Annotated in this window: 18 protein-coding genes; 4 read left to right on the forward strand and 14 right to left on the reverse strand. The window is 39.7% G+C overall.

The window, feature by feature from the left end; translation table 11 throughout:
- Positions 1-88: 88 nt before the first annotated feature.
- Entirely contained in the window at positions 89-2,452 is a 2,364-nt protein-coding gene (locus FK178_RS15200; RefSeq protein ID WP_240793855.1) for a hybrid sensor histidine kinase/response regulator, read from the reverse strand.
- Positions 2,453-2,827: 375 nt separating this feature from the next.
- On the opposite strand from FK178_RS15200, the gene FK178_RS15205 reads away from it, so the two are divergent.
- Positions 2,828-3,580: a LytR/AlgR family response regulator transcription factor gene (locus tag FK178_RS15205; protein WP_146837208.1), complete on the forward strand. Its 753-nt coding sequence runs from the start codon at positions 2,828-2,830 to the stop codon at positions 3,578-3,580.
- Positions 3,558-6,542, forward strand: coding sequence for a histidine kinase (locus tag FK178_RS15210; protein WP_146837211.1), 2,985 nt, complete (start codon positions 3,558-3,560; stop codon positions 6,540-6,542). The genes FK178_RS15205 and FK178_RS15210 overlap by 23 nt, the downstream gene beginning before the upstream one ends.
- A 578-nt stretch (positions 6,543-7,120) precedes the next feature.
- Here FK178_RS15210 and tnpA (FK178_RS15215) read toward each other — a convergent pair.
- On the reverse strand, positions 7,121-7,573 hold the full coding sequence (gene tnpA / locus FK178_RS15215; RefSeq protein WP_146837214.1) for an IS200/IS605 family transposase: 453 nt from the start codon (positions 7,571-7,573) through the stop codon (positions 7,121-7,123).
- Between the two features lie 345 nt (positions 7,574-7,918).
- Positions 7,919-8,584, reverse strand: a complete 666-nt coding sequence (locus FK178_RS15220; protein ID WP_146837217.1) for a class I SAM-dependent methyltransferase — start codon at positions 8,582-8,584, stop codon at positions 7,919-7,921.
- A 192-nt stretch (positions 8,585-8,776) separates the two neighbouring features.
- Between FK178_RS15220 and FK178_RS15225 the strand changes: the two genes are divergently transcribed.
- On the forward strand, positions 8,777-9,892 hold the full coding sequence (locus FK178_RS15225) for a DUF2914 domain-containing protein (RefSeq protein WP_146837221.1): 1,116 nt from the start codon (positions 8,777-8,779) through the stop codon (positions 9,890-9,892).
- A 366-nt stretch (positions 9,893-10,258) separates the two neighbouring features.
- Here the strand turns inward: FK178_RS15225 and tnpA (FK178_RS15230) are convergent, their stop codons facing one another.
- The 11 genes from tnpA (FK178_RS15230) to FK178_RS15285 all read right to left on the reverse strand — a co-directional run bounded on the left by tnpA (FK178_RS15230) (position 10,259) and on the right by FK178_RS15285 (position 23,533).
- Complete coding sequence (gene tnpA / locus FK178_RS15230; RefSeq protein WP_146837224.1) at positions 10,259-10,711, reverse strand: IS200/IS605 family transposase; 453 nt, start codon at positions 10,709-10,711, stop codon at positions 10,259-10,261.
- A gap of 947 nt (positions 10,712-11,658) precedes the next feature.
- Complete coding sequence (locus FK178_RS15235) at positions 11,659-14,661, reverse strand: type I restriction endonuclease subunit R (RefSeq protein WP_146837227.1); 3,003 nt, start codon at positions 14,659-14,661, stop codon at positions 11,659-11,661.
- Positions 14,658-15,911 (reverse strand): restriction endonuclease subunit S, encoded by a 1,254-nt coding sequence (locus FK178_RS15240; RefSeq protein WP_146837230.1) that lies wholly within the window; start codon positions 15,909-15,911, stop codon positions 14,658-14,660. The genes FK178_RS15235 and FK178_RS15240 overlap by 4 nt, the downstream gene beginning before the upstream one ends.
- Before the next feature lie 123 nt (positions 15,912-16,034).
- A complete protein-coding gene (locus FK178_RS15245) occupies positions 16,035-16,343 on the reverse strand; it encodes a hypothetical protein (protein WP_146837233.1) in 309 nt (102 codons plus the stop codon).
- Positions 16,333-17,457: a hypothetical protein gene (locus FK178_RS15250; protein WP_146837236.1), complete on the reverse strand. Its 1,125-nt coding sequence runs from the start codon at positions 17,455-17,457 to the stop codon at positions 16,333-16,335. The genes FK178_RS15245 and FK178_RS15250 overlap by 11 nt, the downstream gene beginning before the upstream one ends.
- A complete protein-coding gene (locus FK178_RS15255; RefSeq protein ID WP_168194611.1) occupies positions 17,454-18,119 on the reverse strand; it encodes a thermonuclease family protein in 666 nt (221 codons plus the stop codon). The genes FK178_RS15250 and FK178_RS15255 overlap by 4 nt, the downstream gene beginning before the upstream one ends.
- A gap of 7 nt (positions 18,120-18,126) precedes the next feature.
- The gene (locus FK178_RS15260) at positions 18,127-18,480 is read right to left on the reverse strand and encodes an exodeoxyribonuclease X C-terminal domain-containing protein (RefSeq protein ID WP_146837242.1); all 354 of its coding nucleotides are present in this window, start codon (positions 18,478-18,480) and stop codon (positions 18,127-18,129) included.
- 5 nt (positions 18,481-18,485) lie between these two features.
- Positions 18,486-19,700, reverse strand: a complete 1,215-nt coding sequence (locus FK178_RS15265; protein ID WP_146837244.1) for a hypothetical protein — start codon at positions 19,698-19,700, stop codon at positions 18,486-18,488.
- Positions 19,701-19,866: 166 nt separating this feature from the next.
- Positions 19,867-20,757, reverse strand: coding sequence for an AbiTii domain-containing protein (locus tag FK178_RS15270; RefSeq protein ID WP_146837247.1), 891 nt, complete (start codon positions 20,755-20,757; stop codon positions 19,867-19,869).
- A gap of 515 nt (positions 20,758-21,272) precedes the next feature.
- Positions 21,273-21,650: a hypothetical protein gene (locus FK178_RS15280; protein ID WP_146837250.1), complete on the reverse strand. Its 378-nt coding sequence runs from the start codon at positions 21,648-21,650 to the stop codon at positions 21,273-21,275.
- Between the two features lie 275 nt (positions 21,651-21,925).
- Positions 21,926-23,533 (reverse strand): type I restriction-modification system subunit M, encoded by a 1,608-nt coding sequence (locus FK178_RS15285; protein WP_146837253.1) that lies wholly within the window; start codon positions 23,531-23,533, stop codon positions 21,926-21,928.
- Between the two features lie 212 nt (positions 23,534-23,745).
- On the opposite strand from FK178_RS15285, the gene FK178_RS15290 reads away from it, so the two are divergent.
- A complete protein-coding gene (locus FK178_RS15290; RefSeq protein ID WP_146837257.1) occupies positions 23,746-24,876 on the forward strand; it encodes an ImmA/IrrE family metallo-endopeptidase in 1,131 nt (376 codons plus the stop codon).

The following is a 24,876-nucleotide window of genomic DNA, read 5'->3' on the forward strand; positions in this document are numbered from 1 at the left end:
GAATTTTGAGCCTTCAACTTTGAACCATAAACTTTGAACTTGGAACTTTGAACCTTGAGCCTTGAACCTTAAACTTTGAAAATGGCAACTATTCCCTTCCCGGCTCCCTTTGTATTACCGGAATTTCCTGCCGTAAACCAGTTATCTTATAGTACAGCTTGTCTTTATTAACCGGTTTCGCGAGGTAGTCATTCATACCTATTTCTTTTACCCTTTGTTTGGTACTTTCCATCACATCTGCGGTTACCGCCATTATCGGGATGTTCTTGTTGTCGGGTCCTGCATCACCCTTCCGTATCCCAATACAGGCCTCATAGCCATCCATTACCGGCATTTGCAGATCCATTAGAATGAGATCAAAACTTTGTTCCTGTAATTTTTCCAGGGCTTCGGCACCATTATTTGCAATAGTAACCCGTGTACCTTTCCATTTTGAAAAGATCATTTTTAATACCATTTGGTTTACCGGGTCATCTTCGGCAACCAAAATGTTGGTACCCTCCAGATCATACTTATTAACCTCCGGGTTCTTGGGAATACCCGGAGATTCAGGGGCCCGGGGGAAGGAAAGTTTTAGTGTGCAGGTAGTGCCCTGCCCTTGTTTGCTTTGAATATTTATTTCCCCCTGCTGCATATCTACCAGGACTTTAATGATAAATAAACCAAGCCCCAGACCCCCGTATTTACGGGTATTATTGATGCTTTCCTGACTTAGGGACTCAAATATAGTATCCATTTTTTTCGGTGGGATCCCAATCCCTGTATCGGTCACATGAAGGATGAAATCTATAGTTCCATTGTTTTCCAGGGTTTCCAACGTAACAACAATACTCCCTTCCGGAGTAAATTTTACGGCATTGTCCAGGAGGTTATTCACAATTTGGGCAAAGCGATTGGCATCGCCAAGAACATAGCCCGGGGTTGGGCTGTTAGATTGAAATTTAAAGGAAAGGCCTTTTTCTTCAGCCTGGTTCCTGTAACTCAATCGCAATTGCTCCATGATCTCCATAGGTTTAAAGGGCTCAATTTCCAGTTTCAATTCCCCTTTCTCGATCTTTGAAAAATCCTGGATATCGTTTATAAGGTTCAGCAGTCGGATAGAAGATGCCTTTATCACAAAGGAAGTATCCCTAACCTTTTGTTCATTGGACTCATTGGCCATAGCATCTGCAAGGCCCATAATAGCATTCAGCGGGGTGCGCAGTTCATGGCTCAAATTGGAAAGGAAATAAGATTTAAGTTCATTCATTTCCTGAAGCCGGATCAATGCAAGGTTTTGAAGCTCTTGTTTTTCTGTCTTCAGTTTCTTGATCCTGTTTGCCATAGACAGGGAAAGAAATATAATTTCCAGTCCCGTTCCCAGTTTTGCGCTGTTTTGGGTGAGGAAGGTGTTGGGGATTACACTTAGATTATTCAGGATAAAGATCACAAACCCCAGGATGAGAAAAAATATACCCGTGATAAAGAATTTGTCTACCGTTATTTTCCTTGAAACCAGAATGATCACCGAAGCCACAATGGCCCCCAGTACAGCCAGTCCAAAAAGATTCACTGCAGGATAGGAAATTTCCAGTAAGGCCGGGCTAAGTATAATCCCAATGAGCAAGAGGGATAGCCCGATGTAAATTGCATTAAAGACCCGGGGCATTATACGGGTGCTTTGCCCAATATTCAAATAAACTTCAGAATATTTACCCAGGAAACCGCCGGATAAAATAGCAAATAGCACAACCGCGTGGTTAGAAAGCCGGCCTCCGCCCGGGCTAAGGTATTGATAAAAATAGCCATCCAGGGATAATTGCAACAGGCCTACCAGGCAAACATACATACTATAAAACAGGAAACTCCTTTCGCCCAGGGCGAAAAAGAAAAACAGGTAAATAATCGCGGCTATCAATAAGATACCGTAGAAAATCCCAAAAACCATTTGTTCCTTATAGGTGATCTTCAAGAGGCTGGTGGCATTATGAAGAAGTAGGGGTAAATTGAGCACCTCCCCGTCATTTTCATAATGAATGAATATTTCCAGGGTTTCTTCAGGAGGTACCTGTAACTCAAAGATCGTTTTACGGTGATCAAAACTGCGCTCATTAAAAGGCATTTTATCCCCGCTTTTTTGGGCCTCAATTTTGCCCGTAGGGGAAACGCTGTAAAGGTCCACCCGGTCCGTAATTGGTCTCCCGGTTTCCAGGTAATAGGTGAGTTCTTTCTGGGTGGTATTTTTTATGCTGAATTTTACCCAATAGTAATCGCTGGTAAAACCAATATTTACATTTTCAGAATCCAGCTGCATAAATTCAAGCCCGGCGCTGTTATTTCTTATTTCGTCCAGACTGTATCTATCCTTGCCCGCGTTGGCATACAGCGCATACTCATGCAGGGAAACAACCCGGGAAAGCGGTGCGGCAGGGTAGGGCGGCAGGTCGTTGGCACCGGCCTCCCATATAAACAACAGTAAAAAACACAGGCTGCCAAAAATAGGTGGCAAGCCCTTAAGAGAGCGTAGGTAGGGGCCATTATCAGGTAAAAATTGGGGTTGGTAATGACCGGAAAGATATAATTTTAATTTAATATGATTTTGAATAGGGAATAGGGATTAGGGAATAGTGAGTAGTGAGTATTGAGTAGTGAGTAGGGAGTTGTGGGTAGTGAATAGTGAATAGTGATTTGTAAATAGTGAAAAGGTTGTTTAATATTTAAAACCATAAACCTTAAACCTTGAACTTTGAACTGGAAACCTTGAACTTTAAACTTTGAACCTTCAACCTTGAACCTTGAACTTGGAACTTACAACTGGCAACCTCATTTTTTTTCGTAATTTTATTTTATGATTAAAGCGGTGATTATTGACGACGAGCTAAATGCTCAAAGTTTACTGGAGAAAACCCTGGACCGGTATTTCCCTAATAAATTTATTATTGTTGAAAAATGCATTTCGGTAGATGCTGGGGTGGTGGCTATTAAGAAACACGAACCGGACCTTGTATTTCTCGATATTCAAATGCCGGAAAAGAGCGGATTTGAACTTTTCCAATATTTTGATGCTATAAAATTTGAAGTCATCTTCACCACTGCCCACGATAAGTTTGGCCTGAAAGCAATTAAGCGCAGTGCGCTGGATTATTTGCTGAAACCTATAAATCATTTGGACCTGGCCGAAGCCGTAAAAAAGTTTGAGAAGAAAAATGAAGGTAGTTCGGCTCAAAAGAAATTGTCGCTCTTACTTGAGAACCTTAATGTAAATGACCAGAACGTAAGTAAGATAGCTTTTCCTACACTGGAAGGTTTTGAGCTCATTCATACCAACCAGATCCTTTATTGCAAAGCCGAAAGTAATTACTGCAGCATAAAAAAGATTGACGGCATCTCCAAAATGGCAACAAAAACCCTTAAATATGTAGAGGAAATCCTTCCGGCCACCACATTTAAGAGAATCCATAAAACCTACGTGATCAATTTGAATTACGTGGTGAGGTACAACAAAGCAAACAAGGAAATTGAATTAACCAATGGAGAGAAACTTCCCGTTTCTTTCCGTAAAGAAGAAGAGTTTATCAATGCCATCTTGCAAAATCACTAAGCTTTTCCTCTTATTCCTTTTCTGCGCAACTGCAGCTTTTTCCCAAAACTATCCCGGTAAAAACTATACTGCAGCCAACCAATTGCCAAATAATTCTGTAAGATCATTGTTGGTAGACAGCAATAATATTCTGTGGATTGGTACTGAAAATGGGTTGGTTAAAAAGGAAAACGATGTTTTCACCTATTTTTTTGAAGAGGACGGCCTGGCCTTAAACAGCTGTTGGGCCATTGCTGAAGATAAAAATAAACACCTTTGGTTTGGCAGCTACGGGGCGGGGGTCAGCATCTTTGACGGATTCCAATTCAAAGGGCTTTCAGAAAAAGACGGCCTGGTTCACAACGAGATCACCAAACTCTATGCTTCGGGAAACTATATGTATGTGGGAACCAGTGACGGGGTTTCAGTAATAGATATCAATACGCATAAAGTAATTTCATTTAATCCTCCCGCCGGCGACGTACTTTTCAGGGTTCAGGATTTCTTCAGATATCAAAACGAAACGTATGTTGTTACGTATAATTCAGGGATCTATAAAATTCAGAATAAGAATAACCAACCTGCACTGGTTGAGGTAAATGGCCACAGCTTCATTTATTCGGTTTTAGTAGATAATGACAGTATTTTCAGCAGCAATAAAGGATTTTTTACTAAAAGTCCGCTTGTAGATTATGTAGATGAAAACGATTCCCTTCCGCAGAAAAAACTGGGAAATTCCATTATCTGGGATTATGTAAAAACCGGGGACAACAAAATCTTCGCGGCAGCCTGGGGAATATATGATACAGATGGCGGAATTTATGAAGTAGAAAACAACCGGTTAATTTCAAGGGCTTCAGAATTTAATGTGCCCAGCAAAGAAGTAATTTCCCTGGCATATGATGCCAAATTTGAAAAATTATATGTGGGCACCAAAGATGCCGGAATGTTTGAGATCGCTTTGAATCCGCAGATTAAATTCCACAGGACTGAAGGTAAAAGTATCACGGGATTTGCGGAAGCCAAAAATTCTTCCGCAGTAATAAGAAATGATGGCATTGTTTTAAAAAGAGGAGGGAAGGAACAAATTATCCCCCTGTCACAACTAAAAAAATGGCAGGAAAACTATGTGGCAACAACCAAATTACCCTTACCCAGGCATCCTGATGATTTTTATGAACTGGACTATTCTATAAAGGCCGGGGAGATTCGGTTTTATGACATTAAAGTTAACGGGAATTTGTATTGGGTGAACACCAATATTGGCATATTCGCCATACGGGAGACCGGGGAATTGGAGCGGTATTTACCCCTGCATTCTGAAGAGATCAATTTCACGCAGGCCGGGGAGCTTATAGAAACCAATCCTTATGGTGGGGTAAGGGTTTACAGCGATCTGGACGCCTTCACATACACCCATTTTGAACAAACTGTGCCTCACACCCCTACTATGGTGGTAAGCAGCTTGCAAAAGGGAAACAAAACCTATTTTCTTTCAGTTTTCTCCGGACTTTATGCCTGGGAAAATAACGGGTTTAAATCCTATGTAAAGGAGGGGATCTGGAATGAAAAGAAATTAAAACACATCACCACCCTGGGCAGGGATCTCGCGATTTCAACTGAATTTGGCGATGTGTATATAGTGAATGATGACGCCTCCTTTAAAATCTTAAAGAAAATACCCCGCGCCCAACTCCAGGGGAATTCCATTTCATTTTTGACCGAATACAAAGGCACCTTGATCATTGGAACCGAAAAAGGATTAACGCTCTATAAAGACCAGCGGTTTATATTTTTAGATGAGGAACAGGGCCTGGAGCAAGCTTTACTGAGTGCCCGGGTAAATAAAAGCACCTTGTTTATAGGCAGCTATGGCGGAATGTATGATATAGACCTGGAGGCCGTAAATGAACCCCCGGCTTTGGTAGAGAATTTACTGCTGAAGGAGATCTTCATCAACAACAATAAATTTTCCGCGGGACCAATTGCGGGCGGAGAGAAATTAAAATTGGCCCACAATGAGAATACCATTTTGCTGAAATTCAGCACCAATGCGCATCCTTTTCCGAACAAATTAAAATATCAATACCGGCTGAATGCAAATGACAACTGGAGCTTGCCTTCTTCCAACCCGGAAATATTCTTGCCCGCTTTACCGCCAGATGAGTACGAGTTGGATGTGCGGGTGTTAGATCAAAGTACAGGTTTAGGCTATACGCGCCCCTTGCTGAACATGGTAATTCTTCCTCCTTTCTGGAAAACCTGGTGGTTTATTTTATTGCTCACGGGAATAATCCTGCTTGCGGTTTACAGCATTTATCAATATGAGCTACTACAGGCCCGGAAATTTGAGGAACAAAAGGGACAGCTGCGCAAACGTTTTGAAGAAACCAAAATGGAAGCCCTCCTGGCACAAATGAATCCGCATTTTATTTTTAATGCGATGAATTCCATTCAGTACTATATTATGGACAGTGATATAGACAACGCCAGCAGGTTTTTAGGGGATTTTGCCAAATTGATAAGGCTCAACCTGGATCACTGTACCAAACCCACTATATTACTGGTTGAGGAAATTGAATACCTGCAATTGTATATACGGGTTGAAAACACCCGCTTTAATAATAACATTAAAGTGATCTTTGAAACAGATCCTTTGATCGATATATACGAAGTGGAAATTCCCACAATGTTACTGCAAACCTTTGTGGAAAATGTATTTGTGCACGCTTTTCCCGCCGGTATTAAAGATCCCACTTTAAAAATTTCCTTTAAGCTGGTTGCAGAAGGGGTTTTGCGGTGCAAGATCGAAGACAATGGCATTGGAATATCCAACACGTCAGCCCACAAATTGCACGAATCTAAAGGCGTAAACCTGGTAAAAGAACGATTGGCCCTGCTTGGCTATGATGTTGCGGAAGCGGTACAGGTAAATGCTGAAAAAGATAAAGGCACTACTGTTCTTCTTACCCTTAATGTTTAAAACGGTTACTAATAAATTCCACACGTTTACTAAACGGGAAAATTTTAGTTTAACAAAACATTTAGATTTATAAAAAATTAGAGAAAGATCCAGATGTTGTCCCGCAGTATTATAGGTAGGGCTTAAATATTTAGGGTACACAGTAACTGTTATTTCTTTGATCTTTTAAGCAATCATACGGTCTTACAGATCGATGTATTGTAAACAAAACCACTGGCGAAATGTTGGTGGTTTTTTTATTGGTTGATATTCCGGAAACAGAACATAAAATAGCCCTGAAGATGCGAAATACATCAACATCCCGTAAAGCGGGATGAATTAAAAGGGAGAATAAAATAGTCCTGAAAGGGCGAAATATATTAACATCCCGTAAAGCGGGATGAATTAAAAGGAGGATGATATAGCCCTGAAGGGGCGTAATATATAAGCATCCCGTGAAGCGGGATGACTGAAAGGGCGTAATACACCAGCATCCCGTGTAGCGGGATGACCGGGATGCGAATGACCGTTACGCGGAATGATAAAAAGGTGGGAGAATAAAGCCCTGAAGGGGCGTAATACAGATGTATCCTTACATATTAGTCCCAAACATATTTCTCCTCGTATTCCACATTAAGTTTAGTCAACAAAGCCCGGTATTCTTCCTGAAATGTTTTCTTACGATGATGTTCATGCTGATTAGCAATGTATACAATAACTCTATCAACCTCTGAAGGGTTTACCGAAAATGCTCCATATCCATCCTGCCAGTAGAAATTTGAATATTCAACGCCTTTGGTTTTTATCCATTTGGAGGAATGCGATTTTAATTCTTCCATCAGTTTCATCAAGGCCATCTTTTTTGATAGCATGCAGAGGATATGAACATGGTCGGTCGAGCCACCAACTTTAAGTACCTGGCAATCGAAATTGTTGCAAATCCCTCCCAGATAACTGTAAAGTTCGTTTTCTACGGAAGGTTGTATTAAAGGAGCCCGGTTTTTAGTGCTGAAAATAAGGTGCACATAATTTTTTACAAGAGATTGGCCCATAGTAAGTAGTTTATGGCGCCCCTTCAGGGCTATACCTAAGTTACGCTTTTTTCCGATGGGCTGCACCCATCCTTATTATATGGCGCCCTTTCAGGGCTACACTCAAGTTACGTATTTTTTCCGATGGGCTGCACCCATCGATAGTAGATGACGCCCCTTCTGGGCTGTACTTAAGTTAGGCTTTTTTCAGATGGGCTGCACCGATCGTTAGTAGGTCACGCCCCTTCAGGGCTACACTCAAGTTACGTATTTATTCCGATAGACTTCACCCATTGTTAGTGGATAAATAGCCCTGAAAGGGCGAAATACAGATGTATATTTACATAATAACGGAAAGCGAAACTATTAAAATTCCTGATAGAGTGTGGTAACAACAACCCCTACAAAATGAGTTGACTTAATTGTCAACAATTGTTTATCGTCTACCACCTTAAAACCAAACGGCGGTGCTAATAAATTTACACCACTTTGCTTTTTTAATCTGATTCCCTGCCCCGAGATTATATCCTCATTGGGTACAAAATCATCTTCCGGCAAGTGTTCGGTGAGGATGACATATTGAAAATCGTATAATTTCGCTACTACTTGTTTTATTTCTGCATTCGATAAATGTTGCAATACCTGCCTTAGGATCGCGATATCTCCCTGGGGCAACTCATCCTTCGCGATATCCAGGGCCCGGAATTCTAAATTCTCTGCCTTAAAGGTTTTCTTGTTATGCGCGATAAGATCCGGAACTATGTCTGCCGCGATATATTTTTTGGAATACTTCACCAGTTCCTTGCCAATATTGAAATCGCCGCAACCCAGGTCACAAACAACCGGCGGACTTTCAAGATCCTTTAAAAAAGCGAAAACTTCCGCTATATAGGGATCTACTGTTTCAGGATGATGCGAACCAAAACCGGAGTAGAATTTTGAATTCTCTCCACCCCACAGGTTCTTTTCATAGATCTGCACCATGGCATCTTTCGTTGGCCAGGGCTTTTTTATTTTTTTATTTTTTGTCATTTAAAAGATAGAAACCTGATCATCACTCAAAAGTAATGGATTAAAATCTGGAGCCTGCAATGGAGGAAGCACCAACTCTCCAGGCACCAAATAACAGTGAACAAAAAACAATAAACAATGAACAATGAACAATGAATAATGAACAAATATCCGGATGAAGTTTTTACTACATTTGGCGCTACTTAGTATAGTATGAAAAGAGCTTTAGTAAGATATAAAAAAAGTGCTTTTGGGAGTTATGTTACCCGTAATCAAAAGTACGCTCCCATTCTTTTTTTTATAGGGGGTTTTATTTTTGACACCTTAACCTTAGGGCGAATAGATCGTGTATATGATACGGTGGTACTTTGCTCGCATATGACCTTACTTTCCATAACCCTTTATTTCTTTAATACAGTGAATGATGACAGGTGGGAAGGTACTTTTATGAGACGTCATTCCCACTATTTGCCGCTTGCAATACAGTTCTTTTTTGGGGCTCTTTCCAGTGCTTTTGTCATCTATTTTTTCAGAAGTGTGTCCATGTCAAAAACGCTGTTTTTTTTCATACTGCTGGTGCTGCTCTTATTTGCCAACGAGTTTCTTAAAAGGAAGATCTCCAATAAATACCTTCAGTTTAGTATTTATTTTTTTATAAGTTTTACCTTTTTCGCCTTTATGATCCCCACGCTCATCAAGGTAATGAATACCTTTATTTTTATCATTTCTGGACTTGTAAGTTTGTGGTCTACGCTGGCACTTATCAGGTTTATTTACAGGTCAAGCCCCGTTACAAGAGCTGAGATAAGCCTGAAAAAACTTATCGGGCTTATCCTTTCTATTTATATAACAATTAATGTTTTTTACTATTACAATCTTATTCCCCCGGTGCCGCTGGCTATGGATACCGGCATGGTGGCCCATAATGTGCAAAGAATAAATAACGAATACATCGTTACTTACGAGAACAATCCGTGGTATATTTTCTGGCGTAAACATGACACCAATTTTCATCGGCAGGCAGGTCAGAGAGTGTATGTGTTCACTTCGGTTTTTGCACCTACAGCTTTAAAAAAGTCTATTTTTCACAGGTGGAAATGGTACAATCCCGAAACTAAGAAATGGGAAGTAACAGATGATATTAGCTTTAAAGTTACCGGTGGACGTGATCTTGGTTTCCGTGGATATACTTATAAAACCAACCTAAAGGAAGGCCAGTGGAAGGTTGATGTAATTACAGAAGAGGAACTGGTACTTGGGGTTGTGGATTTTGTGATTAAAAACAGTTCTGTACCTCATAAGGAAAGATTGGTAAAGAAAACATTTTAAAACTGTTTCGGTTCCCCGTCAGTTCGGGTGAATTTATTTCGACCGAAAGGAAGACGGAAGGGAGAACAAATTTGTATCGGGAACAGAGGGGAATTTCAGGGAATACCCCGCTCAAACCTGCCTGTCGGTAGGAAGAGTCATGAAATCCAAGATTTGACGAAGTTAAACTTTGCGCAGCCCGGGAAAGAAAATATAGCTCCGAAGGGGCCTAACCCATTAACATACCGTGAAGCGGGATGAAACAAAAGCAAGTACGAAAAAGCCCTGAAGGGGCGTAATATATCAACATCCCGTGAAGCGGGATGCGATAATAAAGGGTGGACAAAATAGCCCTGAAGGGGCGTCATATATCAGCATCTTTACATCTTAGTCCCAAACATACTTTTCCTCATATTCGACATTATATTTACTTAAAAAAGCCCGGTATTCTTCCTGAAATGTTTTCTTCCTATGATGCTCATGCTGCTTAGCGATGTATGTAATGACTTTATCAATTTCTGAAGGGTTTACCGAAAATGCTCCATATCCATCCTGCCAGTAGAAGTTTGAATATTCTACTCCTTTGGTTTTTATCCATTTAGAAGAATGAGATTTTAATTCTTCCATCAGTTTCATCAAGGCTATCTTTTTTGAGAGCATGCAGAGGATATGAATATGGTCGGTATAGCCGCCAACCTTAAGTACCTGGCAGTTTAAATTGTTGCAAATCCCTCCCAGATAGTTGTGAAGTTCGTTTTCTACGGAAGGATGTATTAAAGGCGCTCTGTGTTTAGTGCTGAAAATAAGGTGTACATAATTTTTTACAAGAGATTGGCCCATAGTAGTTAGTTTATTACGCCCCTTCAGGGCTATATCTAAGTTACGGTTTTTTCCGGATGTGCTTCACCCATCGTTAGGATATGACGCCCCTTCGGGGTCCGATGGGCTGCACCCATCGTGGGTGTATGACGCCCTTTCAGGGCTCTACCGATGTTACGCTTTGTTCCGATGGGCTGCACCCATCGTTAGGGTATTCCGCCCCTTCAGGGCTATATCGTAGTTACGGTTTTTTCCGGATGGGCTTCACCCATCGTTGGTGTATGACACCCTTTCAGGGCTATACTTAGTGGTGCTTTATTCTGATGGGCTACACCCATCGTTGGTGGATGGCGCCCTTTCAGGGCTCTACCGACGTTACGCTTTGTTCCGATGGGCTGCACCCATCGTTAAGGTATTCCGCCCTTTCAGGGCTATATCGTAGTTACGGTTTTTTCCGGATGGGCTTCACCCATCGTTGGTGGATGGCGCCCTTTCAGGGCTCTACCGACGTTACGCTTTGTTCCGATGGGCTGCACCCATCGTTAAGGTATTCCGCCCTTTCAGGGCTATATCGTAGTTACGGTTTTTTCCGGATGGGCTTCACCCATCGTTGGTGGATGGCGCCCCTTCAGGGCTATGTATGTAATATAGCCCCGACGGGGTGTAATATATCAACATCCCGTGAAGCGGGATGATTAAAAAAGACAGAATAATAAAGCCCTGAAGGGGCGTAATACATCACATCCAGTGAAGCGGGATGAAACAAAAGCAGGTCGAAAAAGCCCCGACGGGGCGTAATACATCAACATCCCGTGAAGCGGGATGATTAAAAAAGACAGAATAATAAAGCCCTGAAGGGGCGTAATATCCCACAACATCATACTATCATACTATCATACTATCATACTATCATACCATCAAACCATCGTACCATCACCCCATCCTACCATCACACCATCAAACCATCATCACGCCTCCAAAGGCCAATCCCTATACTGCCCCTCGGCCTGCTCGATCACCTCCTTCAACAAATTATGCAGCTCCGAAAATGGCACTTTGCCCCGTAATTCTTTTTTCACTGCCAGGCGAATCGCGGCGCGGGCGTCTTCTTTTTTGGTCCAGTCGAGTTGCAGGTTTTTCTTGACGGAGTCTACCACGTTATGCACCAGGTCCTGAATGGGACCGGTTTGATTTAGGAGCTTTTCGTTGGCAGATAAAAGATCATAGAAAGCCAGTTCATCTTCGGTTAAACCGAGTTGTTTGGTCCTGATATCATCCTGCTGAAATTCATTGGCGATGTCCAGCAGGTGTTTGATGGCTGCGATGGAATCCAAAGAATTTCTGTGGTAGTTGCTCAGCACTTTTTCCAGCTCTTCTTTCAGCTTGCGCATGCGGCGGATGTTCTTTGGCATTCGCACCCGTATCTCGTCATTGATGATCCTGCGCAGCAGTTCTACTTTAATGTTCTCGTCGCCTTTTTCCTTTACAATGGCCTGGAACTTATCGTCCACGATGGAAATATCGATCTTATCCAGATTGTACATTTTTGCCAGGTCCACAATTTCCTGCGATTCCAGGGATTTGCTTATCAGGTCTTTGATCTTTTCGTTCTTTTCCCTGCGGGGTCCGGGAGGGAATTTGATCTTTCTAATGATCTGGCGGATCTTTTGAATGATGCCGACTTCCTCCTGTATTTCCCAGATTCGGGGATCTGAACTGGTCATTGCCACCAGTTCTGTGAGCTTTCGCTCTTCGAGCAAAAAGGCATCGGTCACGGCATCAGATTTTAAAAGACTGTTCACCACTCCGCTGGACCATTTCATTTTGGCCATATCGGTCATTGCGTTGATACTTTCCGCAGAAAAATCACCTATCAAATCCTTCACTTTTCCAAACTGCTGCAGGCACACTTTCACCGCCGCTTCCAGATCCAAAGTGGGTTTTCCTTCCCCGCCGCCGGCGGTGTATTTTTTGGTGGCTTCGGCCAGGAAGCCGGAGATGCCTATAAAATCTACTACGAGTCCGTTGGGCTTGTCTTTAAAAACCCTGTTTACCCTCGCAATGGCCTGCATCAGGTTATGGCCTTTCATAATTTTATCCACATACATCGTATGGGCGCAGGGGGCATCAAATCCCGTGAGCCACATATCGCGAACGATCACGATTTGCAGCGGATCCTCAGGCCTGCGGAAACGCTTTTTAATGGCTTCCATCGCATCTTTGGTGCGTATGTGAGGATTCCAGTCTGTGGGATCTTTGCTGATGGTTCCGGTCATGATCACGGCTATTTCAGGACAACCTTCCAGCGCGGTGAGGGCGTTGTACATTTTTACGCAGTTCTTGCGGCTCATACAAACGATCATCGCCTTGCCTTCCAGGCTTTCTGTCCTCGCCTTAAAATGAGTGAGGATATCTTTGGCTACTCTTTCCACCCGGTCGTTGGCCCCGGCGGCATCTTCTATCGCTGCCCAAACGGCATTGTTCTCCTCGTCTTCATCTTCTTCCATTTCATCCAGCTCCTTATCATATTTGGCTTTGATGTTGAGCGGAACCATTTTTGGCTCGTAATTAATGGGCACCGTGGCACCGTCTTCCACGGCCTGTTTGATGTCGTAGGTGTGAATGGTGGGGCCAAATACCTGTTGGGTATCGGCATCTTTCCCATCTACGGGAGTTCCGGTGAAGCCTATGAAAGAGGCATTGGGCAAGGCGCGTCTTATGTTCTGCGCAAAGCCCCCGCTATGGAATCCATACTGGGTGCGGTGGGCTTCATCTGCCATCACAATAAGGTTGAAACGTTCAGAAAGTACAGGGTGGGAGAGCTCTTTTCCCGAAGCCAGTTCTTTTAAGCGGAATTTCTCAATGGTGGTAAAGATCACCCCGCCGCCATCGGTGCTCAGCAGGGCCCGCAGCTCATCTGTGGTATCGGCGTGTTGCACGTGGCCCACCAGGTCTTTGCACAGCACAAAATTCTCATAGAGTTGCTGGTCCAGGTCATTGCGGTCTACCTGGATGAGGATGGTGGGATTTTTCATTTCGGGCATTTGCCTCAGGATCCCGGTAAGGATGGCCATCGAAATGCTTTTACCCGATCCCTGCGTGTGCCATATCACTCCCAGCCGGCCATCACCCGTGGGTTTTATATTTTCCACCGCAGAGTCCACCGCTTTTTTGATGCCCCAGTACTGGTGATATTTTGCGCCTTTCTTGATTATTTTTCCGTTGTGGTCTTCGTGAAAAATGAAGTTTTGCAGATAATTTAATAAGGTTTTCTTCGGAAATAATCCCTTCAACAAGGTCTCCAGCTGTAGTTCCTGTTTCTGCTGAAGGTCATCCCCGTGCAGGCTTTTCCACGGAGCAAACCACTTTAGGGAGGAGTTGTACATCCCGTGCAGGGTTTCCAGCCCATCCGAAACTACCGTGATGGCATTGTAATCAAACAGCTGCGAAATATCCTGAACGTAATGCCCAATTTGCCCGTGTGCGTTTTTTACACCCACCTCGGGATCAAACATATTCTTGAACTCAAAAACAATGAGCGGAAGTCCGTTGATGAAGATGAGCAGATCTGTGCGCCGGCTGTTCTTGCCAATGATCTTTACTTCGTCTGCACACACAAAGGTATTTTTCTCCGGTTCCCGGTAATTGATAGGGTAGAGGTGCCGGGCCTGTTCTTTGCCCGAAGCATCTTTCCAGCTAATGGAAACCCCCTGGGTCATTTTAAGATGAAAATCGCGGTTGCGGTGATCGAGATCCATTCCCTCGTGTTGGGTAAAAGCGGAAAGGGCTTCGTTAATGGCGGTTGCCGGAACGCCGGGATAGGAACTCACTAAAAATTCCCGAAGATCCTCCTCCAGCACCACTTTCTTAAGATCCCGCTGCAGGGAATTACCTTCTTTATAGGTGTACCCCAACTCCTGAAGGCACTCTATGGCAGCCTTTTGCACCGTGATCTCGATCATTTGTGTCATAAGACTTCAGATAAGATTTTCTCCACATCTTTTACGCGGACTTCCCCGCTGATGAGTTTTGGTAATAAGGTGTCGCGGAGTTGAGTGAGGGTTTGAGTTTCTTTTGAATTTGTTTTTATCAATTCAAAAAAGGAAAATATTTCTTGCTGAAAATTATCAAGAACAGATTTTGCAGGAACTAAAATCTTCATTGATTTTACTGTTTTAGAATTCACAGCCGTAGCAATTGAAGAAGTACTTCCAAGAGAATTGTAATCGAATGATTTAAGAGCGGAATACAAATACTCAACACTTAACAAAGTGTTTTTCTTTTTTAAAAAATGCGCAATGGCTTCATTTGAAACCATATTTTCTGTTGTGATGGCAACTCTTCCTACAGTTAATTTGAAACTAAGGATAACGGTGTCCTCAGGAACTTGGGGAACATTTTTCTTTACCACAGCTTCTTTTGTAAGGTATTCTGAAGTATTAAAAATGTAAGTTCCACAATTACCCATATCCTTAATTGAAATCCATTTTACTCCATTTTCCGATGAAAACCATTCCTTCTCTTTTCTTGGAGGTGTCCTACCAATGGTAATTTTAAATTCATCTTCTAAGGTTTTTACTTCCCATCCCTTCGGAATTTTCCCCAATTCAGAATCTACAAATTCCCCATCCTGGAAAGGCCCAAAATCAACAAACCAGTGCTTGTATAAAGCCATTGCCATTTCTTCCAGGGTTTTGTTCATCTTTAGGTTGAGCTCGATTTTATCGTCTAAAGCGGAAAGGATGGAGGCGATGGATTTTTGCTCTTCAAGGGGAGGTACAGTGAACTCTACTCTTTGAAAGGTTCCAAGATTAATATTATCCTGAACAGAGCCAATTGAGTGAGTTTGAATCTGTTTTTTGAAAAATTGCATTAAGTACTCTACAAACTCAATATCACATTTGTCTTCATCTGCAACAAAACCTATAATACTGTCAGGAAAACAAGCAGGATAACTAAGAATTGCCGTTTCTGCAATATTAGCCGCAATAGTAATACACATTGTATGTTCCGGCCATAGCTTACTTTGTGCCAATCCAGCTTTAGAATAAGTCTGCGTATGTTCGGTCAAGCGATGGTTAGCAGCCTTAACATCTCCGGTTTGTATAAATGGATATTTCCCACCATACAAGTGCGAAGCATCTCTGGGCCTGTGCTTGGATTTCCCTCTTGCAATCGTTCCTAAATCTGTAAGTTTATATGTTATCCAGTTTTCTGGCATTGGTTGTTATAATTTATTTTAAAGTCTCATAAAATTGAGTAGGAGCTATCGAAACTTATTTCCAAAAAACGATTACCAATGCTGCAATTAATACAACACCAAGAATTATTATTACTGGAATGATTAGTTTAGTATCCCCCCTCTCATTTCAATTTCAAAAGTCCCTGAACCTGTTTTGATGGTCTGTTTAGATTTGACATACATTCCCTGTTTATTTAATATTGTCAATTCACCCATAATTGTTATCAGGTCGTTTTGAGCAATATGGCTTTGCATTAATTTCTCTAAAGCTCCCTTTCTGACTTCAACATCGTCTGATGCCACCCTCAATGATAGTTTGTGCCTGTCATCATCAGTTAGATTAGGGATTTTAGAGATAATATCAATGACTTTAGTATTATCAAGTCTTGCAAGTTGATTGTTATTGTCCATATCTTTTTAAGTCGAGTTTTAAGTTTTTTAATGTTTGTATTTCTGATCTGAAAATTTCAAGTAAAATAAGGCCTAAAATAAAGCCGCCTATAATAACAGGTATGACAACCTCATATAGTTTAAGTCTAACAACAAGAAGAATCGCAAAAATTAAAACAGCAAAATAGATTAACAGTTTTGCAGCTGAAAATAAAATCATTGATTTAATTTTATGTACGGACTTAACTTCTAAGATCACAGTTAGCTGTCCACCTTCACCCTTAAAGTCAGATTTGAGAGTGGCTTCATTTTCTTTTGTATTAATCTGATAGTATTGGTCAAGGAAAAAATCTAAATCTTTTGATTTTATAAAATGATTTACGGCGCCTTCCTTTACGGAAAAACTCATCTCCATAAATTCCTCCAAAATGTATTGCTCAGCAAATTGCTTATATGCTCCATTTGGATTAATTTCTTGCTGCTTAAGTTTTATAAAATCAGGTTGTATTTCGTTAATGTCCGAAAGGTCAATTTTGGAATTTAGAAAATCAATTTGATAACTTGCTTTAAAAACTCCTGTGTTGAAGCTTGATATTTTCTCCTTAAACAAAACAAGGTCATTTTGAACTTGCCGGAAAGCAAGGTTCAATTTTTCTAAAAGAGCGTATTTACAAACAAGTAAAAACTGTTCAATTTCTTCCGGCGTGAAAATTCTCTTTCCAACCATATAAGGCAAGTTGGATTGATTGAAATTATCAATTTGTGTTTGGTAATTTTTAAATAAAGTATTAAGCTCAGAAAGGGATGTGTTTTTGTTTTGTTGCTTATGATGAAGCTTTTCAATGAAATTTATTACTTCATTTTTCAAAATAAAAAACCGTTTTTCGTCCGATAAAAACCTTGGGACACATTCAATAATTCTACCCATAGTTTGTGGAGAAGTTGAAACATTTCTTGATTTCCAATAAGGGTATGTGTTTATCAAATATTTATATGGACCATAGCCATATAGGTCATAATACAAGTCTGTAATCTTTCGTAATGTTTCCCTGTCTGCATTAAAAAATTCATTCTCAACGTAGGAATAGGTGCTAAAACGTTTGGGTTTATTGGTAAATGTTCCTTGTATAATCATTTTCTGAAATAAGTATAAAGCCCAATAAATAAAAGAATTCCCACCAAAGAGCCAACTAAGTAAGCTTTTAATGAAAGGTCTTGCCAAAATGAGGCCTCATTTATTTCTTGTTCGTCAATAATTGTTTCTTTATTTCCGTCCCCCCAAATTCCGCTGTTTGTTTCTCTTGCTTGAAATTGAGCTGTTTTATAATCGCTTGAATTACTAAATTGGTATTTTAGATAAGCGAATGCGAAGCCGTCTGCTATCATTTTTTTATTAATATCAACACCGTCAAGAATTACATACCTTAAAAGTCTTTGATAACGGTCTCGGTCCTTGGAAAGGTTATCATATTGTAGGAAAACGGTTTTGTTTTCGATAAGTGAAGAAAGATATTCCTTTGCTTCTTTTCCAAATATGTCTGAAATCTCAGGAGCATTAATTCCGATTAATCGAACCTTTTCGCCTGTTTCGGTTTCAAAGGTGTCACCGTCAATTACTCTTGTTACCTTGGTTGTTGTCCCCAAGCAAACAAAAGTTGTAAGAAATAATATGTATGTTAATGTCTGTCTCATTATTTTTGTTGCTGTCATCCCAGCAAATACTGCTAAAACTCGAATAAGGTTTGTTGCAGTTAAGAAACCAAAGTTTTTCAATTTAACACTGCTCTTGATTGGCATTAGTAGTTTAATCCATATTCCAATAAGCTGTGCCGGCGTCATCCCCGAATTCAGTATTTAGCCAATCATCATAATCTTGAACATCATTAGCCCATTCAGTTTCTTCACTGCCATATGAACTCCTATCATTGAAATCATATTCATCCCATTTAATTTCTAACTTCATTAGTGCATTCTTAGAAAGGAAAAATGAGGTATTGATTTCTAAAAATTCCTCCAATTGATCCTCATCAACTAAAAAGTGATCCAGATTTAAAATACACCAATTAATGTAATCAGGTTGAATTGAAATTACTTCTTCTAAAGTTTTACCTTCATATTTCCCAAAATTGAAACAGGTGTCCAGGTAGTAAATTTTCATATGTTTTAACCCTTTATTTTAGCTAATGCATTTAGTAATCTTTCCAATGCGGGAATAGATAAACCTTCTGTTTCCTTTTCATTTAAAAAATCATCGTTCTTATTATTGCCAAAATATTTCTCGGCAAGTTTCTCCTTTATGATTTGTTTTTTATCGTCTGAAAGATTTTCAATAAATGGATTAATAGAAGCTAATTCAAGTTCTGCATTCCTATTTTGTGTTTCTAATTTTCTATGTTTTGAAGATTCACGTGCTGCATAAGTTGCTGGATATGATAAAGCAGCAGCAGCAACTAATCTAATTACAGATTTTACCCAATCAAATCCTTCCGAACTTAAATCGATGATAGTCCAAACCAATAATAAAGAAAAGACGGCCATAAATATAATTGCCATAACACGCCAAAAATCTGCGCTCGATTTATGACTATTAGCAATGTTTTGATAATTTCCTGTAACACCAACATTTCCAATTATATTCACTAATCTCTCAGCCTCTTCGAGCTTTGTGGTTAATTTAGAGATTAAATCAGTAGTATCCGTATCAATTTCTTCTCTGATTTCAATAATTTCTTCTTTAAACTCTCCTTTAACTGCATCAATTTCAGTTCGATATTGAGTTTTATCATTCTGGAAACTTTGATTATGAGCTGATTTTATATTTTCAAAATCTGTTCGAAAAGTTGATGATAGGTTTTGAATTTCAGTTTCTTTATTCTCAACGAGTTTAATAAGGGTTTGGATTTCAGTTTCTTTGTTCTTTAAATCTTTCTCAAAATCTAAAATCGCATTTTCAAGTTTTTCCTTATGCTTCTCCAATGCGATGTATTTGCTTTTCGCTGTTTTTTCAAAATCCGCAATTTTTCGAGAAAAGTTAAAGTCAGCTTTAGCTATAGGAATTGGAAAATTCTTAATTCTATTTATCGCAGCTATAAAGTTATTGGTGGCATTTTCCAGATGGCCGACATTATTATTTCCTAAAAATTGATTAATTTGTGTTATTCCCGCATTCATCTCGCTACTCAAATTGTCCATTTCAGCTTGTTGAACCAAATCAGGAATTGTCAGCTTTACTCGTTGATTTATATAGGAAAAAACAGTTTGGAAAAATGAAAGTTTTTCGAGGTCAACTTTTTCTTTGACTACATCTTTTTCCAGCACTTCTTCAAATGAATTTAGTCGGTCGAAGATTTTATGAGTCTTAAAATTTTCTGATGTCATTTGTTATTAATTAAAATAGTCTTTGTATATGCACAATGTTCATAAAAAAGTGCGAGCTGGCGAGCTTGATTGTCTGCAGGAAAATCAAGTGTTGCAAGCGAAATCTTTTTTAGAATTAAGATAGATTTGAGCATTGTTATTATACATTGGTGTAAGTAGACTTTTTTTAGATGATTGTCCCAACTAAATCAACTAAAGCAGGTATGTTCTCATATATTCCTTTTGCTGTTATGGATGCTGTTACTTTTCCTAACCAACTCATTATCTTGTCTTTTCTTTTCGCTGAACCTTTAGGATTTTCCCTGTCAATTATTTCTAATTCGGTAATAGCATCTTCTTCAACGCCCAGTTCTTTTAATTTATTAATATAGGTTTCATTTACAGTCAAAGTGATATCTCCTTGTTTTATATTCTCTCCAGCTGCAACGTTTAAAGGATTGTTATTCCCATAAATATTATTTGTTATTATATTCTGCGCCTTTTCTTTATTATCTTCGTTCATAACATATTTGTTGTCTAAATCAGGAAATTGTTCTTCCAAATCTTGAAGGGTATCAATAAGTTTCTGCTTGGTTAATTCTACAATATTTGAAAGTTGTGTTTTTGCAATAATTCTAACTCCACTTCTTATAACTCCACCATATGCCTGAACCTGATCTTTGTATAATTCACTAACCGATTGAACCATTCCACCATTTAAATGTATTTGAGCGGTCCCTTCACTTATTTGACTAATATTTTGTTCAACAATTGAGATTGGTTCAATAACACGATGGTGGTTTAGTAAGTCCGATATATCTTGTCTTTTATCTGAAAGAACTACAGGAAAACTTTGGGTTCTCCCGTAGGGGAATTCAGCAGTCAATTGTATTTCCGCCCAAATTTTTCGGTAATCTGGTAATAAGGGATCTTCAAACTCGTAACCATTTAGCTCTTTATTTAGCCAGTTTTTGAAGGTTTCGTTCTTTAATTGTCGTGCAATTAATTTAGCTCTTGTCAGTGCTTGGGACACTGTAATCTTATCGTATGCGATATCTGTAATTAATTCGTTTATCATATTTTTATTTTAGCTTACTTAAAACAATGATTTAAATTTTCTTTAATTCCATTTATGGTTTAATTGCACCAGCGCTTAGTAATTTAATATTTCTCTGTTCATTTTTTCAGATTGTTTTAAAATTGTGAACGCTTTAGTAAAATGAAAAAGTGAAAATTTTTATATGGTCACTTATCAATTCCTTAAAGTATTTTATTAAAATTTGCTTTAATCTTTTCCTTCAATTCTTCCCCTTTTTCAAACTGCATTAATAACTGGGCTTTAAGTCCATCCATCTTTTCTTCAAAAGGGATCCCGTTATCTTCTTCGGCTTCGGTGCCAACATAGATGCCCGGGGTGAGTTTGTAATTCTGTTTAACTACTTCCTCAATTTTGCTCCTTTACAGAAGCCTTTTATGTCATTGTAACCACTACTCTTTTCTTATAAAATTTTTCTATACCGTTAAAACGGAAATTGTCGTTCTCAATATTTTTAAGAACATTTTGCCATTGTATTTTTTAATATTAGCGAACGATTAATCTATTTTTTGAATAGTTTTAAAAATGTGAAATCCACTTTCTTCTTCCTTTTCATATTCTATTATTAGCGTTGTAAAATCTTCAATACTCTCATTTTTATGGTTTAAAGTATATTTGATAAAAATTTTCTTGTTAATGATTGTGTCGATTTTCATTTCAGCAGGAATTTCCATAGACTCTGGTTTACTATCCTGAACCTTCCAAATACTTCCAGTTTGATCTGAATTAAGGTCTAATAAATAATCTGTTTTAGTTTCAGAATTTAAATTCAACGAAATAATTTTTATGACATCTACGTTTTCATTTGTGGGTAAAATGATCCAGTCATTAAATTTTTTCAACTGGTCTTTTTCAGACCATTTGATATTCTCCAAAAATCCGTTGCCCAAATTGTAAGTATTCCCTTCTGGATCTATATATTGATATCTAATGAAATAATTATAGGTTTCTTTACCGGTTGCATAGGAAACATTACAAATTAATTCCCCCCAATATCCTGCTCAATTCTAACTGTATAATTATCCCTAAAATATGCTTGATCGTAAAACCAATATAGTCCACTCGTAATAATTAAAAATAAAATAATCGTTATCACACAACCTGCAATAATTCCCGTTTTTTTCATTTTATGCTCTGCTGGTTTTTCTATTCAAAATATTTTCTCAAAATTCGCTATGATCCTTTCTTTCAATTCCTCTCCTTTTTCAAATTGTTCCAGCAACTGCGTTTTCAAACCCTCCATCTTTTCTTCAAAGGGGATCCCGTCATCTTCTTCGGCTTCAGTGCCTACATAGATCCCGGGGGTGAGTTTGTAATCCTGTTTTTGAACCTCGGCTATGGTTGCTGCTTTAGAGAAACCTTCGATGTCCCGGTACCCTTCGACTCCGCTCAGGGAGACATCGAGGGAGGAGACGTTGCGCCACTTGTGGTAAGTTTCAGCTATTTTATTTATATCATCATCACTAAATACTCTCAGTTTTCTGCTGGCCATTGTGCCCATTTTGGAGGCGTCCAGGAACAGGATCTCGTTGTTTCGTTCGCGGTGGGTATCGTCTTTTCCGTCGCGGTTTTTGCTCAGGATAAAAAGGCAGGCGGGAATTCCGGTGGTTAGGAACAGCTTATCTGGCAGGCGTACAATGGCATCTATCATAGAATTGTCTACCATATGCTGCCGCACGTTTTTCTCTCCTTTGTTGTTGGAGGTCATCGCGCCGTTTGCCATTACAATCCCGGCAGTACCGGTGTCGCTTAAATGGTGCCAGAAGGTTTGCATCCACATATAATTGGCGCTGCCATCTGTAGTGAATTCTTCTTTGGGACCAAATAACCGGGGATCGCCATCGGGCAGATCTTCAGGATGCCAGTTGCTCACGTTAAATGGCGGATTGGCAATAATATAGTCGGCTTTCAGGTTTGGGAATTTGTCATCGAGCAACGAATTTCCCAGTTTTATGTCAAATGAAAGGTCCCGCAGCATCAGGTTCATAAGGCACAACCGCAAGGTTTGTGCAGTCATTTCCTGCCCATAGATCGCGATGTCTTTTTTGTTTCCACCGTGTTCTTTGATGAACTTCAAACTCTGCACAAACATACCGCCACTCCCACAAGCGGGATCAAAGATGCGGCCTTTGAAAGGCTCCAAAAGTTCCACCAGCAGCCTTACGATACTTCCCGGCGTAAAGAATTGCCCCGCACCCGAGCCTTCGGCCATTGCAAAGCGGCCAATGTAATATTCATAGATACGGCCCAGGATATCGCTTTCAGGATTTTCCTTTTCAGAAAATTTAGGGTGGGAGAGGAGGTTGATGATTCCGCCGGTTTGTTTGGGAGAAAGTTCACTCCGCACAAAGATCCGCGGCAAAATATTCACCAGCTGGGGGTTATAGCCCGTTAAAAGTTCCTGGATCACATCAAAGGCATCATCTATCTTCACCTTGATATCATCCTGTTCGGCATTATCCTTCAAATACTGCCAGGAAGCGGTTTCCGGAATTTTAAACGTATTTCGGGAACGGTATTCATCCCGGTCTTCCAGGACGTAATTGATCTCCTCCTTATCTGTAGTGTAATAATCAGATTCAGGATCATTTAGCTGCTCCTTGAGTTCCTCTCGCACCACCTCATAGCGTTCGCTAAGGTGCTTTACGAAGACAAGGGGTAAGATGTAGTTTTTATAGTTATTCTCAGATACCGCGCCGCGCAATTCGTTCGCCGCATCCCAGAGTTCTTTTTCAAAATCAATGTCTGCTTTTGCCATTAAGTGGGGAAAATAGTTGGTGTTTTGTAAATCAGGATCCTGTAGGGAAGAAACCGAAGGGGAAAGTTAGTTAATTTTTTTAACATAATTCCAAAGTTATTATCAGCAGATAATTTAATTCACTCCCTTCAAAGATAAAATTAATATATAGGCAGTTTTTAAGGAAAGCAGTAACTCTATAAATCATTTCCATTTTTCCTACCTTTGGTACAATGAAAGGAGAAATCAATATTAATCCTGATATTCTTACCTGGGCCATTGCCCGGGCAGGATATGATTTGCAGGAATTTTTATTGAAAAATCCTAAAGTTGAATATTGGTTGGAGAAAATCAAAACCCCAACAGTTAAGCAATTGGAGGACCTTGCTAATAAATTACATTTACCTTTTGGATATTTATTCTTACCGGAACCTCCAAATGAAACTATTTCTTTTCCATTTTTCAGGACAGGAGGAGTTGCAACCAAAAAGGTTAGCCTAAATGTTTATGATACCATCTTAATTTTACAACGAAGGCAGGATTGGCTTACAGATTATTTACTTGAGAATGAGGAGCAGCCTCTTTCCTTTGTAGGCAAATTTAATAACTCTGCTTCCTGTGACAGCATTGTAGAGGATATAAGAAGGACTCTAACAATAGAAAAAGATTGGGCTCGGGAATATCCAAATTTTGAGGGAGCTTTAAATTATCTTACCAGTAAAATTGAAGAAACAGGTATAATCGTCAACTTCAACGGAGTAGTAGGAAATAATACTCATAGACCTATTCCCGTTGAGGAGTGCAGAGGATTTGTACTGGTAAATAAAATGGTACCTTTCTTATTCGTGAATGCTGCCGATGCCAAAGCGGCTCAATTATTTACACTTGTTCATGAGCTTGCGCATGTTTGGCTAGGCGAGAGTGCAGGTTTTGATAATCAAAATCTTCTACCGGCAAATGATCCCGTCGAAAAATTGTGTGACCAGGTAGCTGCAGAATTTTTAGTGCCTCATGCATCTTTCCTACAGGTCTGGCCGGAAGAAAAGGATTTTCGAAAATTGAGTAAAATATTTAAAGTTAGTCCAATAGTTATTGCTAGGCGTGCATTAGATTTAAACAAGATTACCAAAGAAATTTTCTTTCAGTTTTATAATAATTATATGGAGGGAGTTCGTCGCAAAAAGGAGAGCCAGGGTAGTGGCGGAGATTTTTATGCAACTTCTAAAAAGCGAATTAGTCCGCATTTTGCCACTTATGTTGACCAGGCAGTAAAACAAAACCGACTTTTATACAGGGACGCCTATAAAATTACAGGTTTGAAAGGCAATACTTATGAAAACTTTGTAACCCAACACCTGTATTAA

It is taken from the genome of Antarcticibacterium arcticum (assembly GCF_007993795.1).
GTDB classification, from domain to species: domain Bacteria; phylum Bacteroidota; class Bacteroidia; order Flavobacteriales; family Flavobacteriaceae; genus Gillisia; species Gillisia arctica.

What these genes read in the sequence shown, in the direction of transcription:
- FK178_RS15285 (WP_146837253.1), bottom strand. Translation starts at nt 23,533, where the DNA reads ATGGCAAAAGCAGACATTGATTTTGAAAAAGAACTCTGGGATGCGGCG.
- FK178_RS15250 (WP_146837236.1), bottom strand. Translation starts at nt 17,457, where the DNA reads ATGATTATACAAGGAACATTTACCAATAAACCCAAACGTTTTAGCACC.
- FK178_RS15225 (WP_146837221.1), top strand. Translation starts at nt 8,777, where the DNA reads ATGAAAAGAGCTTTAGTAAGATATAAAAAAAGTGCTTTTGGGAGTTAT.
- FK178_RS15255 (WP_168194611.1), bottom strand. Translation starts at nt 18,119, where the DNA reads ATGCCAATCAAGAGCAGTGTTAAATTGAAAAACTTTGGTTTCTTAACT.
- FK178_RS15240 (WP_146837230.1), bottom strand. Translation starts at nt 15,911, where the DNA reads ATGCCAGAAAACTGGATAACATATAAACTTACAGATTTAGGAACGATT.
- FK178_RS15220 (WP_146837217.1), bottom strand. Translation starts at nt 8,584, where the DNA reads ATGACAAAAAATAAAAAAATAAAAAAGCCCTGGCCAACGAAAGATGCC.
- FK178_RS15270 (WP_146837247.1), bottom strand. Translation starts at nt 20,757, where the DNA reads ATGATAAACGAATTAATTACAGATATCGCATACGATAAGATTACAGTG.
- FK178_RS15235 (WP_146837227.1), bottom strand. Translation starts at nt 14,661, where the DNA reads ATGACACAAATGATCGAGATCACGGTGCAAAAGGCTGCCATAGAGTGC.
- FK178_RS15265 (WP_146837244.1), bottom strand. Translation starts at nt 19,700, where the DNA reads ATGACATCAGAAAATTTTAAGACTCATAAAATCTTCGACCGACTAAAT.
- tnpA (WP_146837224.1), bottom strand. Translation starts at nt 10,711, where the DNA reads ATGGGCCAATCTCTTGTAAAAAATTATGTACACCTTATTTTCAGCACT.
- FK178_RS15290 (WP_146837257.1), top strand. Translation starts at nt 23,746, where the DNA reads ATGAAAGGAGAAATCAATATTAATCCTGATATTCTTACCTGGGCCATT.
- FK178_RS15245 (WP_146837233.1), bottom strand. Translation starts at nt 16,343, where the DNA reads ATGGACAATAACAATCAACTTGCAAGACTTGATAATACTAAAGTCATT.
- FK178_RS15210 (WP_146837211.1), top strand. Translation starts at nt 3,558, where the DNA reads ATGCCATCTTGCAAAATCACTAAGCTTTTCCTCTTATTCCTTTTCTGC.
- FK178_RS15205 (WP_146837208.1), top strand. Translation starts at nt 2,828, where the DNA reads ATGATTAAAGCGGTGATTATTGACGACGAGCTAAATGCTCAAAGTTTA.
- FK178_RS15260 (WP_146837242.1), bottom strand. Translation starts at nt 18,480, where the DNA reads ATGAAAATTTACTACCTGGACACCTGTTTCAATTTTGGGAAATATGAA.
- tnpA (WP_146837214.1), bottom strand. Translation starts at nt 7,573, where the DNA reads ATGGGCCAATCTCTTGTAAAAAATTATGTGCACCTTATTTTCAGCACT.